The organism is Pseudomonas sp. W2-17 (assembly GCF_041060445.1).
GTDB lineage: Bacteria > Pseudomonadota > Gammaproteobacteria > Pseudomonadales > Pseudomonadaceae > Aquipseudomonas.
This window is the reverse complement of the sequence record NZ_JAUFNS010000025.1, coordinates 57,305-71,389: the sequence shown is the minus strand read 5'-3', so window position 1 is coordinate 71,389 and position 14,085 is coordinate 57,305. Positions and strand designations below refer to the sequence as shown.

Annotated in this window: 13 protein-coding genes and 1 riboswitch; of the genes, 4 read left to right on the top strand and 9 right to left on the bottom strand. The window is 62.4% G+C overall.

Going from position 1 to position 14,085, the window contains the following annotated elements; genetic code table 11:
• Positions 1-615 precede the first annotated feature (615 nt).
• Positions 616-1,515: a LysR substrate-binding domain-containing protein gene (locus QWI20_RS23775; protein WP_074883028.1), complete on the bottom strand. Its 900-nt coding sequence runs from the start codon at positions 1,513-1,515 to the stop codon at positions 616-618.
• A gap of 238 nt (positions 1,516-1,753) precedes the next feature.
• Here QWI20_RS23775 and QWI20_RS23770 point away from each other — a divergent pair, with 238 nt between their 5' ends.
• Both QWI20_RS23770 and QWI20_RS23765 read left to right on the top strand, forming a co-directional pair.
• Positions 1,754-3,040: an MFS transporter gene (locus QWI20_RS23770; protein ID WP_369307497.1), complete on the top strand. Its 1,287-nt coding sequence runs from the start codon at positions 1,754-1,756 to the stop codon at positions 3,038-3,040.
• 31 nt (positions 3,041-3,071) lie between these two features.
• Positions 3,072-4,346 (top strand): glucarate dehydratase family protein, encoded by a 1,275-nt coding sequence (locus tag QWI20_RS23765; RefSeq protein ID WP_369307494.1) that lies wholly within the window; start codon positions 3,072-3,074, stop codon positions 4,344-4,346.
• 536 nt (positions 4,347-4,882) lie between these two features.
• Here the strand turns inward: QWI20_RS23765 and QWI20_RS23760 are convergent.
• The 5 genes from QWI20_RS23760 to QWI20_RS23740 all read right to left on the bottom strand — a co-directional run bounded on the left by QWI20_RS23760 (position 4,883) and on the right by QWI20_RS23740 (position 10,143).
• Entirely contained in the window at positions 4,883-5,677 is a 795-nt protein-coding gene (locus QWI20_RS23760) for an ABC transporter ATP-binding protein (RefSeq protein WP_369307493.1), read from the bottom strand.
• A complete protein-coding gene (locus QWI20_RS23755; protein WP_369307496.1) occupies positions 5,674-6,681 on the bottom strand; it encodes a FecCD family ABC transporter permease in 1,008 nt (335 codons plus the stop codon). Before QWI20_RS23755 ends, QWI20_RS23760 begins: the two co-directional genes overlap by 4 nt.
• Positions 6,682-6,716: 35 nt before the next feature.
• Complete coding sequence (locus QWI20_RS23750; protein ID WP_369307495.1) at positions 6,717-7,718, bottom strand: ABC transporter substrate-binding protein; 1,002 nt, start codon at positions 7,716-7,718, stop codon at positions 6,717-6,719.
• 142 nt (positions 7,719-7,860) lie between these two features.
• A riboswitch (cobalamin riboswitch) is annotated at positions 7,861-8,057 on the bottom strand.
• Positions 8,058-8,364: 307 nt separating this feature from the next.
• Positions 8,365-9,087 (bottom strand): aspartate/glutamate racemase family protein, encoded by a 723-nt coding sequence (locus QWI20_RS23745; protein ID WP_369307492.1) that lies wholly within the window; start codon positions 9,085-9,087, stop codon positions 8,365-8,367.
• A 60-nt stretch (positions 9,088-9,147) separates the two neighbouring features.
• A complete protein-coding gene (locus QWI20_RS23740; RefSeq protein WP_369307491.1) occupies positions 9,148-10,143 on the bottom strand; it encodes an aldo/keto reductase in 996 nt (331 codons plus the stop codon).
• A gap of 313 nt (positions 10,144-10,456) precedes the next feature.
• Here QWI20_RS23740 and QWI20_RS23735 point away from each other — a divergent pair, with 313 nt between their 5' ends.
• The gene (locus QWI20_RS23735) at positions 10,457-11,014 is read left to right on the top strand and encodes an ATP-dependent Clp protease proteolytic subunit (protein WP_237254443.1); all 558 of its coding nucleotides are present in this window, start codon (positions 10,457-10,459) and stop codon (positions 11,012-11,014) included.
• A gap of 77 nt (positions 11,015-11,091) precedes the next feature.
• A complete protein-coding gene (locus QWI20_RS23730; RefSeq protein ID WP_369307490.1) occupies positions 11,092-11,256 on the top strand; it encodes a hypothetical protein in 165 nt (54 codons plus the stop codon).
• A 119-nt stretch (positions 11,257-11,375) separates the two neighbouring features.
• Here QWI20_RS23730 and QWI20_RS23725 read toward each other — a convergent pair whose 3' ends face one another.
• From QWI20_RS23725 to QWI20_RS23715, 3 genes are all read right to left on the bottom strand, one after another.
• The gene (locus tag QWI20_RS23725) at positions 11,376-11,558 is read right to left on the bottom strand and encodes a general stress protein (protein ID WP_282373580.1); all 183 of its coding nucleotides are present in this window, start codon (positions 11,556-11,558) and stop codon (positions 11,376-11,378) included.
• A gap of 129 nt (positions 11,559-11,687) precedes the next feature.
• Positions 11,688-12,488 (bottom strand): endonuclease/exonuclease/phosphatase family protein, encoded by an 801-nt coding sequence (locus QWI20_RS23720; RefSeq protein WP_369307489.1) that lies wholly within the window; start codon positions 12,486-12,488, stop codon positions 11,688-11,690.
• A gap of 216 nt (positions 12,489-12,704) precedes the next feature.
• Complete coding sequence (locus QWI20_RS23715; protein ID WP_369307488.1) at positions 12,705-13,931, bottom strand: MFS transporter; 1,227 nt, start codon at positions 13,929-13,931, stop codon at positions 12,705-12,707.
• Between the last annotated feature and the right edge of the window lie 154 nt (positions 13,932-14,085).

The window sequence follows — 14,085 nt, the reverse complement described above, 5'->3', positions numbered from 1 at the left end:
CGGCTGAAGCCGGTCCCACAAGTCGGCGTTCCAGCCAGTCCCATTGAATGCACGCGGATGGTTTAGTGCAGGCTGTGTGAAAACCCCGAACGCCGATGCACTGCTCAAAAATTGTACTAAAAAATGCGTTTCTACGCGAAATCTGGGTCTGCAAACCACGCGAGCATTTGCAAAATTCACGTGAGAGCGCGCAGCTCATTTTTGGTGGAGGGTTTTCACACAGCCTGAGTGGGACAGGCTTTAGCCGGGAAGGGGCCAGCGCAGGCACCCTCACCTTTGCGATGTAACCACCGACGCGTTCCCGGCTGAAGCCGGTCCCACAAGTCGGCGTTCCAGCCAGTCCCATTGAATGCACGCGGATGGTTTAGTGCAGGCTGTGTGAAAACCCCGAACGCCGATGCACTGCTCAAAAAATGTACTAAAAAATGCGTTTCTACGCGAAATCTGAGTCTGCAAACCACGCGAGCATTTGCAAAATTCACGTGAGAGCGCGCAGTTCATTTTTGGTGGAGGGTTTTCACACAGCCTGAGTGGGACCGGCTTTAGCCGGGAAGGGGCCAGTGCAGGCACCCTCACGTTCGCGGTGTGATTGACGGGTTCCCGGCCGCACCCGCTTCACACCCCTTCGGCTTTCACCGCCGCGCGAATCGCCTCCAGCAGCATCTGACACGCCGGGTTGTCGTTGTCCGAGCGCCAGACCAGATGCAGCTCGCTCTGCACCCCCTCGCCCAGATCGATGTCGCGAAACGTCACGCCCTTGAACACCACATTGGTGGCGCAGCGGGGCACCAGCGCCAGGCCCATGCCGGCATTCACCAGCGCCAGAATCGTCAGCGACGAACCCAGCCATTGCACGTACTCAGGCGCCACTTGCGCCGAGCGAAACATGCCGGTGAGCAGTTCGTTGAACGGCGGGTAGGCCGAGTGGGAGTACATCAGGAAGGGCTGGGCGTCGAGGTCCTGCACGCTGATGTGCCGGGCGTTGGCGAGCGGATGACTGCTGGGCACCGCCAATACGAACGGCTCGCGGACCAGGCATTCGGTCTCATAACCGGGTTGCAGCAGCGGCGCCCGCACGATGCCCAGATCGATGCGCCGGGCGCGCAGGGCTTCGTGCTGCTGATAGGTGTTGAGCTCAGTCAGTGAGATTTTCACGTGGGGCTGGTTCTGCCGCGCCTCGGCGATGACCCGTGGCAGAAACTCGTACACCGCGCTGCCGACGAAACTGATGGTCACCGAGCCGATGTCGCCCTCGGCAAAGCGCCGCGCCGCGATGGCCGCCTGATGCGCACGCTCCAGCAGCGTCTGTGCTTCGATGAAAAACGCCCGGCCCGCTGCGGTCAGCGCGACGCTGCGGGTGTTGCGGTTGAACAGCTGAACGCCCAGGGAATGCTCCAGCAACTGAATCTGCCGACTGAGAGGCGGCTGGGTCATGTTCAGCCGTTCGGCAGCCCGACGGAAGTTGAGTTCGGTGGCGACGGTGGTGAAGCAGCGCAGCTGGGCAAGCTCGAACATTGATCTATTCCAGGTATCAATCAACAGTCAATCTAGATTAGACGGGAACAATGCGGCGGTCCATGATCGGTTCATCACCTGCATTTCCCACGCTCATCCCAAAAAAAATACAAAGACCGGGAGTCGCACCTTGAACCGCACCGTTCCCATCAGTGAACCCCTCCATAACGCCGATCCCACCGTACTGGCCCGCGCGGCCGCGAAAGTGAAGCGTCATGTGTTGCCGTTGTTCGTAATCATGTTCATCGTCAACTACATCGACCGGGTCAACATCGGCTTCGTCCGCAGCCACATGGAAACCGACCTGGGCATCGGCGCTGCGGCCTACGGGCTCGGCGCCGGGCTGTTTTTCGTCGGCTACGCGCTGTTCGAAGTCCCGTCGAACATGCTCCTGCAACGCTTCGGCGCCCGCGCCTGGCTGACGCGCATTATGTTCACCTGGGGCGCAGCGGCGATGGCCATGGCCTTCGTGCGCGGCGAAACCAGTTTCTATGTGCTGCGCTTCATCCTCGGCGCGGCCGAAGCGGGGTTCTTCCCGGGCATTATTTATTACTTCACCCAGTGGCTGCCTTCGAGCGAACGCGGCAAGGCCATGGCCATCTTCCTCAGCGGCTCGGCCATTGCGTCGGTGATTTCCGGACCGGTGTCCGGCGCGTTGCTCGGTGTCAGCGGCATGAACCTGCACGGCTGGCAGTGGATGTTCATCATCGAAGGCTTCGCCTCCATCGCCCTGTGCGGCTTTGTCTGGTTCTGGCTGCAGTCCCATCCCCGCGAGGCGAAATGGCTGAGCGAAGAAGAGAAGGGCGCACTGATCAGCGCCATCGACGCGGAACAGCGCGCCCGTGAAGCGGCGCAAGTGATCAAGCCGTCGATCTTCAAGCTGCTCGCCGACCGGCAGATCATGCTGTTTTGCTTCATCTACTTTTCCGTGGCCCTGACCATTTACGGCGCGACGTTCTGGCTGCCGAGCATGATCAAGAAGATGGGCAGCCTCACCGATTTCGAAGTCGGCCTGTTCAACTCGATTCCGTGGATCATCTCGATCATCGCCATGTATGGCTTCGCCGCGCTGGCCGCACGTTTCAAACATCAACAGGCGTGGGTCGCGGTCACCCTGGTGATTGCCGCCTGCGGGATGTTCATGTCCACCGTCGGCGGGCCGATCTTCGCCTTCGTCGCCATCTGCTTCGCGGCCATCGGTTTCAAGGCGGCTTCGGCGCTGTTCTGGCCGATTCCCCAAGGCTATCTGGACGCGCGCATCGCGGCGGCGGTGATCGCGCTGATCAACTCCATCGGCAACCTCGGCGGCTTCGTGGCGCCCACCGCCTTCGGCTTTCTGGAGCAGAAAACCGGCTCCATCCAGGGCGGCATGTACGGCCTGGCACTGACCTCGCTGGTGGCGGCCGTGGTGATCTTTTTCGCCCGCACCGCACCGAAAGGCGACCCACACCGCCCAAAGCATGAAGACGCTGCGCCACTGCAAGCAGCCGCGTCGCTCAGCTCATCGTCAAGCGTCAAACCCTAGCCTCACACCCTGATTGTCCGGGAGAAGTCATTTGAAAATCACACGCGTCACCGTCACCCCGATTGCCTTCCGCGATCCGCCGTTGCTCAACGCCAGCGGCATCCACGAGCCGTTTGCCCTGCGCTCGATCATCGAAGTCGAAACCGACAACGGCTACCTCGGCCTCGGCGAAAGCTACGGCGATGCACCCGCCCTGGCGATCCAGCAGCAGTTGCAGAGCCAGTTGATCGGCATGGACCCGTTCAACCTCAATCACCTGCGGGCGGTGGTCAAAGCGACCGTTGCTGCAAGCAAACCGGCGAGCATTGCCGGGGCCGAGCTGGCGCCGGGTTCACACGCCAGCAAAGCGGTGAGCAATGCCTATTCGGCGTTTGAGGTGGCGTTTCTGGACGTGCAGGCACGTTCCATGAACCTGCCGCTGGTTGACTTGCTGGGCGGTGCCGTTCGCGACCGCGTGCCGTTCAGTGCGTACCTGTTCTTCAAATACGCCCAACACGCCGACTCGCCCTACGCGCCGGACAGCTGGGGAGAAGCGCTGAGCGAAGAACAGATCGTCGCCCAGGCGCGGCGGATGATCGAAGCGTACGGCTTCAAAAGCATCAAACTCAAAGCCGGCGCCCTGGACCCAGAGCACGAAGTGTCGTGCATCAAAGCGCTGAAAAAAGCCTTTCCGGGGTATCCGCTGCGCATCGACCCTAACGGCAACTGGTCCCTGGAAACCTCGATTCGCATGGCCGAACTGCTCGGCGACGACTTGCAATACTACGAAGACCCGACGCCGGGGCTGGCAGGGATGGCCGAATTGCACAAGCGCACCGGCCTGCCATTGGCCACCAACATGGTCGTCACCGACTTCGACGAATTCCGCCGCAGCGTCGCGCTGAACAGCGTGCAGATCGTCCTCGCCGACCACCATTACTGGGGCGGCCTGCGCGACACCCAGGCGCTGGCAAAAATGTGCGACACCTTCGGCCTCGGCGTCTCCATGCACTCCAACTCCCACCTGGGCATCAGCCTCATGGCCATGACCCATGTCGCCGCCGCCGTCCCCAACCTCGACTTCGCCTGCGACACCCACTACCCGTGGCAAGAACCGGACGAAGAAGTCATCAAAGGCGGCAAACTCCCCATCATCGACGGCTGCGTCCACCTCACCCGCGAGCCTGGGCTGGGGCTTGAACTGGACTACGACCAGCTGGGAAAACTGAATGACCAGTTTCTTACGTGCGGCATTCGTCAAAGGGATGATGTGCGGCAGATGCAGAAATACAAACCGGAGTGGAAGGCGGTGAAGCCGAGGTATTGAGGTTGGGGGTTAGTACTTCTGCAGGATGATCGGTGTTTGGGATATCGCATTCGCGAGCAAGCTCGCTCCCACAAATACCGTTCAGGCCGGAAATCCTCGAGCGCCTGAACCGGCCTCTTCCCGGCTAAAGCCAGTCCCACTAACAGCAGCGCGTGCATTCAGTCAGGGCAGCGGCGACACCGCCATATTGTGGGACCGGCTTCAGCCGGGAAGCTTTTGATCTGCTTTTGATCTTCATACGCAAAAGGCTCAAACACCGCAGAACGCGACTTGGGTGCAGGCCGAACGCAGACGACGCGCAGTGGGCCGAGCGGCATGGATGCCGCGAGAGCGCCGTCAGGACATGGATGTCCGTTCGGCGCGGGCCCACGGAGCGTCGTCGGAGTGAGGGTACCCTGAGGAACGAAGGGCCAAACCGAGAGCAGGCACCCTTGGTTACTTGGGGATGGTGCGACTTTCGACTTTTCCAAGTAACTCGCCGAAGGCGAAACAGTCCGCCCCCAGGCGGACGCCCTTGATCTCAAGGATCTTGATCTTTAAGGGGAACCCGCCCGCAACCGCAATAGACGAGCCCCGTCAAACGGATCAACCAACCAATGCCCCCGCACACCAAAAACATCACCCAATAGCTCCGGCGTCAGCACATCAAAGGGCGAACCCAACGCCACCAACCGCCCGCCGTCCATCACCGCCAGACGATCACACCCCAGCGCCTGATTCAAATCATGCAACGCCACCACCGTCGTCACCGGCAAATCCTGCACCAACCGCAAAATCGACAACTGCTGCTGAATATCCAAATGATTCGTCGGCTCATCCAGCAACAACACCTGCGGCCGCTGCGCCAAGGCCCGCGCAATATGCCCGCGCTGCTGCTCCCCACCTGACAACGTATGCCACGCCCGATGCACCAGAGGCTGCAAACTCACATCCGCAATCGCCTGCGCCACAATCCGGTCATCAATCTCTCCCCATGGCGCCAGCGCCGACAGCCACGGCGTACGGCCCAACTCAACCGCCTGCAACAGACTGATCGAATCACCGGTCTGCGCGTGCTGCTCCACCACCGCCACCTGCCGCGCAATGTCCCGCCGGCTCAGCGCCGACAAACGCTGCCCGCCGAGGCGAACGTCGCCCTGAGACGGCGACTGAATCCCCGCGAGCAACTTCAGCAGCGTCGACTTCCCCGAGCCATTGGGCCCGACGACCCCCAGGTTTTCCCCCGGCTGAATCGCCAGGCTCACCCCGTGGAGCAGCGACGCCCCCTTGACCGAATAACTCAGGTCACGGGCTTCGAGCATGGCGCCGGGCACCTCCTGACGGGCGTTCATCGAGGACGATTCCCGCGGACCAGAATCATGGCAAAAACCGGCGCGCCCACCAGTGCAGTGATGACCCCGATCGGCAGCACCTGACCCTTGATCAAGGTGCGCGACAGCACATCGGCGGCAATCATGAACAGCGCGCCAATCAGGGCGCTCAAGGGCAACAACCGGGCATGGCGCACGCCGGCCATCAAACGCACCGCATGGGGAATTACCAGACCGACGAAGCCGATGGAGCCCACGATCGACACCATCACCGCCGTCATCAGCGCCGCGGTGAGAATCAGCACGGCCTGCACCCGGCGCACCGGAATGCCCAGCGATGCGGCCGAATCGGTGCCGAACGTGAACGCGTCCAGCGCGCGCCGATGCCACAGGCACACCAGCAAGCCGAGCACCACGACCGGCACCGACAGCACCACCGACGACCAGCGCACGCCGCTGAGATTGCCCAGCAACCAGAACATGATCCCCCGGGCCTGCTCGGCATTGGCCGACTTGGTGATCAGGAAGGAGGTCAGGGCGTTGAACAGCTGAGACCCGGCGATGCCCGCCAGGATGATCTGGCCGGCAGCGGTCTGGCCCCGAGAGGAGCGGGCGAGCAGGGCAACCAGCGCGAAGGCAGCGATCGCCCCGGCAAACGCGCCGGTGGACAGGGAGATCGTCCCGGCGCCGATGCCGATGATTGCCACCAGCACTGCGCCGGTCGAAGCCCCGGCGGAAATGCCCAGCAAGTAGGGATCGGCCAGCGGGTTGCGCAGCAGCGATTGCAGGATCACGCCCGACACCGCCAGCCCTGCGCCGCAGGTGGCGGCAACGATGGCCCGTGTCAGGCGGTAATTCCAGACGATGCCTTCATCGATAGGGTCGAGGGGATAGCCTGCGGCCCACAGCTTGTTCGCCAGCACCTGAACGATCACCGGCAGGCTGATCGACGTCTCGCCGATCGCCACGCCCGCCAGCACCGCCAGCGCCAGCAACGCGAGGGCCCAGGCGCCGTGGCCGAACATTCGGATGATGCTTGAGCGAGGAATACGGAGCGAGGTCATTGCGGGTGAATGGCCTGGGCCAGTTGTTCGATGCCGTCAAACAGCCGCACGCTGGACTCCATGGCGCTGGCGTCCATGATTACGATGCGATTGTTTTTCACCGCATCCATATTGCGGGTGACCGGGTCAGAGCGGAGGAAGGCCAGCTTCTTCTCGTGATCGTCCGCCGGGAAGCGGCGGCGGTCCATGCGCGCGATGACTAGCAAGGTCGGGTTGGCCTTGGCGATGGTTTCCCAGCCCACGGTCGGCCATTCCTCGTCGGAGTCGATCACATTGCGCATGCCGAGGGTGTCGAGCATGAAGTTGGGAATGCCCTTGCGTCCGGCGACGTAGGGGTCGACGTTGATGTCAGGGCTGGAAAACCAGAACACCGTCGAGACGGGCGGGTTGGCATGGGCTTTTGCCTGCGCCACGGCCCGGGCCAGCCGCGCCTGGTAATCCGCGATCAACTGCTCGCCACGGTCCTGCACGTCGAAAATCTGCGCCAGCTGACGCAGGCTTTTGTACAGCGTGTCGATACGGAACGCTTCGAGGCGCGTGCCGTCGGCGCCGACCCGGTTGTTCTTGCCTTCGCAATCGGACGGCAGGATGTAGGTCGGGATGCCCAAGTCGCGAAACTGCTCGCGGGTGCCGACGGCGCCCTGTGGCCCGACCATCCACTCAAACTGCACCGGCACGAAATCCGGGCGTTTGCCGATCACCGATTCAAAACTCGGCGCATTGTCGGCCAGGCGCTCGATGCCGTCGTTGAGGGTTTGGTACTGGGGCAGGACGGGGTTAAACCATAGCGACGTGCCGATCACGTTCGGGCCCAGTCCGAGGGCATAGAGCATCTCGGTGGCCGCCTGGCCAATGGTCACGGTTTTCTGCGGGGGGTGGGGGAAGGTCAGTGCCTCGCCGCAGTTGTCCACGGTCAAGGGGTAAACCGTCGACGCCGCGAGGGCGGCAGTGGGCAAGGTCAGAGTGATGAGCAGGGCAGCGAGGCGGCGCAGCGGCATGAACAGCGATCTCCAGAAAGCCTGAATGCTTGGCGAAGCAGGCACTGGAAAGTCCATCCCGACAAGCGCTCCTACGATGAGGGCGAGCACAGCGCGCGCGAACGACGCACGAACGGGAGTCCTTCCCCGGACACCCCGCCGGTGAATGAATATGCTGGCCGGCAGGTCTCCTGACTGGCGCTTCATCACCGTGCTTCGGCCTTCCCGGGGTCACCCAGTGGCAAACAGGAAGCAGGGCTCAGCGCCTACAGTTGCGGGGACAGTTCCCTTTCAGCGCGCAGCACGCGCCTGGGGATTCCCTATTAATTCCGAGTGGAAACCGGCGGCGGGGATACTAAACGATTCGGCGGGTGGAGGCGAATGCAGCGGCGGTGCGGCGGAGCGCGGCTAAACACCTGGCAGTAACGGGAGCAGCACTAAACCTGGGGGAGATGCAAAGGCTGAAGGGGATGAAACACCTGAAGGAAGTGCAAAGCCTGAAGGAGATGCAGAACTTGAAGGGGATGCAACACCTGTGGGAGTGAGCTTGCTTACGAATAGGCCGGTACATTCGCTAAATCTTCAGTGCCTGGAATGCAGTCTTCGCGAGCAAGCTCCCACAGGTTATACGTTCGCCTTCAATCTGCGCGTGCTGAACATTGGGCGTCTACAACTTGAACGGCCAGCCCACGATCTTCTTCGGCCGAGGCGTCGCGTAGGTCCGCACTTTTGAAGTCTTCAACCCCAGGCGCACCAACGATTCCGCCAGCGCGACCGCTGCGGTGACACCGTCCACCACCGGCACGCCGGCGCGGTCACGGATGAGTTGATCCAGCCCGGCCATGCCGCCACAGCCCAGGCAGATGACTTCGGCCTTGTCCCGGGTCACTGCCTCGATGGCCTGCTCAAGGATCGCCTCGACCGCACGCTCCGGCGATTCCTCCAGCTCCAGCACGCTCATGCCGCTGGCCCGCACCGACGCGCAGCGTTCGTACACGCCGGCCAGTTTCAGACGGTCTTCGATCAGCGGCACGGTGCGGTCCAGCGTGGTGACCACGGCGTATTTATGCCCCAGCAGCATCGCCAGGCTGGCCGCGGCTTCGGTGATGTCCACCACCGGTACGTCGAGCAATTCCTGCAAACCTTCGCGGCCATGCTCGCCGTAGCCGGCCTGAATCACCGCGTCATAAGGCCCTTCGTAGGACATCACCCGGTCCATCACCGCGATCGCCGCGAGATAGCTTTCGAAATTGCCTTCCACCGACTCGGCGCCGAAGCGCGGGGTCAGGCCGATGATCTCGGTGCCAGGGGAGGCCGCGCTGCGGGCCTGCTCGGCGATGGTCTCGGTCATGGATTGGGTGGTGTTGACGTTGACGATCAGAATTCGCATGGACAGATCTCGCGCAGAAAACAAGGCCGGGCGTCTGGCCCGGCGTCGTTGCCCACGATATCAGTCTTTCATCGGCACGGGCGCCTGCAGGGCAATGAAGCCCTGATCGCGCATGGCCTGCCAGAAACCATCCGGGACCTGTGCGTTAAGCGCGGTGACGTCTTCGATGATCCGCGAAGGGCGGCTGGCACCCGGAATCACCGCCGCCACCAGGGGGTTGGCAAGGACAAATTGCAGCGCTGCGGACTTGATGTCCACTTGGTACTGACGGGCGATCTCCTGGATGTGCGCGACCTTGTCGAGCATCGCCTGTGGCGCTTCCTGGTATTCGAAATGCTTGCCGCCCACCAACACGCCGGAGCTGTAAGGCCCGCCGACGACGAATTCTGCGTTGTGCTGACGGGCCTTGTCGAACAGCCGTTGCAGCGGCTGCTCATGATCGAGCAGCGAATAACGGCCAGCGAGCAGGAACCCATCGGGCTGGGCTTCTTCCAGATCCAGCGTCAGTTCGCACGGCTCGACGCGATTGACGCCCAAGCCCCAGGCCTTGATCACGCCTTCTTCGCGCAGGCGGGTGAGGGCACGGAAAGCGCCGGTGCGGGCGATATTGAAATGCTCGATCCAGGCATCGCCATGGGCGTCCTGCGCGACGTCGTGGACAAACACGATGTCCAGTCGATCAGTGTTCAACCGCTTCAGGCTCGCTTCAATGGAACGCAGCGTGGCGTCGGCGGAATAGTCGGTGACGATCTTGTTCTTCAGGCCTTCGGCGAACGGACCGCTGCGGGTCTCGGTGTCAATCTCGTCGGAAATCAGCCGGCCGACTTTGGTGCTCAGGGTGTACTGGTCGCGGGGGACGCCGGCGAGGGCCTTGCCCAGGCGCTGCTCGGACAAGCCGGCGCCGTAGATGGGCGCGGTGTCGAAATAGCGAATGCCCTGGTCCCAGGCCGATTGAACGGTGGCCGCGGCTTCCTCTTCGTCGATGGTGCGAAACATGTTGCCCAGCGGCGCGGAGCCGAAGCCGAGGCGGCCGATAATCGTGTCGTGCAGACTCATGGAAGGTGTCCTGTGCGGTGGGGCGTGTTGGATGACGCGCGGTTCATGGCCCGGATCGAGCACGATGAAACCGGCGAAGTTTCTTTACTGACTGTTGATTGCCGCAGGGGTTCTTCGGAATGCGCGAGCGAGCGCTTTCACATGCCCAGCGAGCGGCTATCCTCATCCCATGCAAATCTGGCTATTTGCCGTACCTCAGAGGGACCCGCTCCTGCGATTTCTCGTGTGACTGGCTCCTGCGATTTCTCTGTGGGACCGGCTTTAGCCGGGAAGAGGCCCGTGAATACGCCATCCATGTCCAGCGAGGCCGCCGATGAGCGAGCACATCATTCATTTCCACTGCGGGGTCGATCAGGCCAGCACCGAGCATTTTCGCGATCGCTGCCTCGAAGCCCTCGGCAAGGGCGCGACCGGATTGCTGCTGAATCTGTCGACCGCCGGCGGCAGCACCGCACTGGGATTCACCCTGTACAACTTCCTGAAATCCCTGAAAGTGCCGATCCGCGCGTTGAACAGCGGCAACATCGAATCCATGGGCATCGTGATCTACCTGGCGGCTCAGGAGCGGATTGTTTGTCCCCACTCGCGTTTTCTGATCCACCCCATGAGCTGGTACTTCAATCAGAGCTCGGTGGACCACTCTCGCATGCGCGAATACCTGCGCAGCCTGGACAACGACCTGCAGCGCTACGTGAATATCTACCAGAGCGAGACCGTGAGCGCCGTGCACCCGCTGGACATAGGGCGCTGCCTGTCAGCGGAGGAGAAGGTGATCCGCGCCGAAGATTCGCTGGCCTGCGGCATTGCCCATCGTGTCGAGCAACTGCAGTTTGCCGAAGACGCCGTGCACTGGACTGTCAGCGCCAGTTAAGCTCAATCCATTGAACCGGGTCGTTGTTGAGCCCTCTGACTCTATTGTCGGCCACATTGAAACGAGAGGTAACTGCCATGCAATCCCATACACCTGACGCTGCACCCGTTCCGCCACGGTCCGCTCCTCAGCCGGGTGACGATGAGACAGGATTTGACGCCGACATGGATCCGGGCAATGAAGACCCGGGTTCCCAGTTTGATCGGGACGCAACGGTGCCGCTGATCGATCCGGATAAATGAGGGGGAGGGTGCCGCTGACAACCTGTGCTTGCTGCGACGCGTATATTGTTTTTTTGACTGATGCTCAAACAAAAGAGCGAGAGCCTTGGCCCTCGCTCGCTTCACTCACCCGCACGTCGTTACGACTTGCCGCCTGAGCCGCCTTTCTTGCCGGTGCCGCTCGCGCCTGCACCCGATTCTTTCTTCATATCGCTTCCGGCATTGCCGCTGCCTGAAGCCTGTCCGCCTTTCTTGCCGGCTTCGGACGCTTTCTCTTTATCGTTCGCAAAATTGCCAGGGTTCGACTTTCCGGTGTTAGCCATGATCGCAGACCTCTTGTTATTGAGAAGGCGAGACAAGTGCCTCGCCTTAACTGTGAGGGGGCGTTCACGCAATGGTTTAACCCGTTGCTTCACTGGCAGACCAACGGCGTTGGTGAATGAAGCGCGCTGCTACAGGTGCACTTCGACTGTCAGCGGCAGGTGATCGGACAGATGCGTCCACGGCCGCGTGCCGAGGATTTTCGGCTGGTGGCTGGTGGCGTTGCGCAGGTAGATGCGGTCCAGGCGCAGCATCGGGAAGCGCGCCGGGTACGTCTTCGCCAGCCGCCCCTGATTGCGCTCGAAGGCTTCGTGCAGGTAGCCACAGCGCTGCAGACGCTTGTTGCCCTGCAGTTGCCAGTCGTTGAAATCGCCGGCGATCACCACCGGGGCGTCTTCGGGCAGGGAGTCAAGCAGGTCGCAGAGCAGATTGAGCTGCAACTGGCGGTGGCTTTCCAGCAGGCTGAGGTGCACGCAAATCGCGTGGACCTCGGCGTGCCCTGGCACTTGCAGGACGCAGTGCAACAAGCCGCGGCGTTCCGGCCCGGTGATCGAGATGTCCAGATTGCGGTAATGCAGGATCGGGTATTTGGACAGCAGCGCGTTACCGTGGTGGCCGTCCGGGTAGACCGCGTTGCGGCCGTAGGCGAAGTCCGTCCACATGCTGTCGGCGAGAAACTCGTAGTGCGGCGTGTCGGGCCAGTCCTCGTACTTGGCGGCGTGGCGGTCATGGCCGCCGAGCACTTCCTGGAGAAACACCAGATCGGCACCGGTGCTGCGCACGGCTTCACGCAACTCCGGCAGGATGAAACGCCGGTTCAGTGCGGTGAAGCCCTTGTGGGTGTTCACGGTCAGCACGCGCAGTTTGTGGACTTCGCGCAACGTGGCCGGGTCTGGAGGGGTAGCGTTCGAGCCAGCGGGATCGGGGGTCACGCCCTCACTCCTGTTCGGGGGATGTGCTATTCGGACCGGGACGCGAGGCGGCAGTTCAGCTTTTAGGTGGGAAGGGCTCTGACCGGGGGATTTCGGCGGCCAGTGTGGTTTGGCGTGCCAGTGCCGGCCTCTTCCCGGCTGAAGCCGGTCCTGCTATCCAACGCGCCCGCTCTGTGGGACCGGCATCAGCCTGGAAGATTTTATACCGCGCGGCCACTACACCCGCGTGTCGACCGGCGACCTGCGCGACAGCACCACCGCCAGCGTCAACGCCGCCACCGACAACAACGCCGCGAAGAAGAAAATCCAGCCGTAGCCCATGCCCAGCGCCACCGCGCCCATCAGCGGCCCGGCAATGGCCAGGGCCAGGTCGAAGAACACCGCATAAGCGCTGAGCCCGGCACCGCGACTGCTGTTGGGCACCTGCTTGATAGCCTCGACGCCCAGCGCCGGGTACACCAGCGACAAACCAAAACCGGTCAGCCCCGCGCCGATCAGGCCGAAGGTGGTGTCGGGTGCCAGCCACAGCATCAACAAACCAACGGTTTCCACCGAGATGCAGACGATCGCCGAGCGAAAGCCGCCGAAGCGGTTGATCGCATTGATGAACAGCAACCGCGCGACGATGAAACAGACGCCGAACACGGTCAGGCACCAGGCCGCGCCTTCCCAGCCACGGGCCAGATAAAACAGGGTGATGAACGTCGTCAGCGTGCCGTAGCCGATGGAGGACAGGGTCAGGCTCAGGCCGAACGGCGCCACCCGGCCGAACACTGAAAAGAACGGCAGGCGCTCGCCGCGTACCACCGGGATCGCCGGTTTCTTGCGGATCAACAACAGTGCACCGGCCGCCAGCACGAACAGCACCACCCCCAGGCTGGCAAAGCCCAGCGCACCGACCATCACCACCCCCAGCGGCGCGCCAATCGCAATGGCGCCGTAGGACGCGATGCCGTTCCACGAGATCGAGCGGGCGGTGTGCTCCGAACCGACCTGGCCGATGCACCAACTGATGGTGCCCACGCCGATCAAGCCTTGGGACGCACCGAGGAACAGACGAGCGATGATCAGGATGGTCAGACTGACCCCGGCGAAACGCTCCAGCAGGATTGCCGCCAGTGTCAGCACGCCGCTCAACGCGATGCCCGACAGCCCGTAAACGATGGCGCGCTTGGTGCCGATGGTGTCGCAGATGCGTCCCGCCACTGGACGACTCAACAGCGTCGCTAGGTACTGCGCGCCGATCACCAGCCCCGCGATGACGGCGCTGAAGCCCAGCTGGTTGTGCACGTAGCCAGGCATCACCGCGATGGGCAAACCGATGCACAGGAAGGCGATGAAGGTGTAGACGACGATGGAGACGATTTGCAGCGTGATCGCCATCGAACTGGCGTCTCTGGTGGGGGAATGGGCAGGCGCATCGGGCGGCAGGGCGGCAGACATGGGGACTCTTCGCTGGAGCGGTGGGAGTGCCGCATCATCGCCCGTGGTGTCAGGAAATGAAAGCTGGCTACCGGTTTTTCTCCGGGATCAGAGAGCGCCCGGACGTGCCCCTTCCCGGCTAATGCCGGTCCTGTGAGTGTTTGCATTTGCCTTC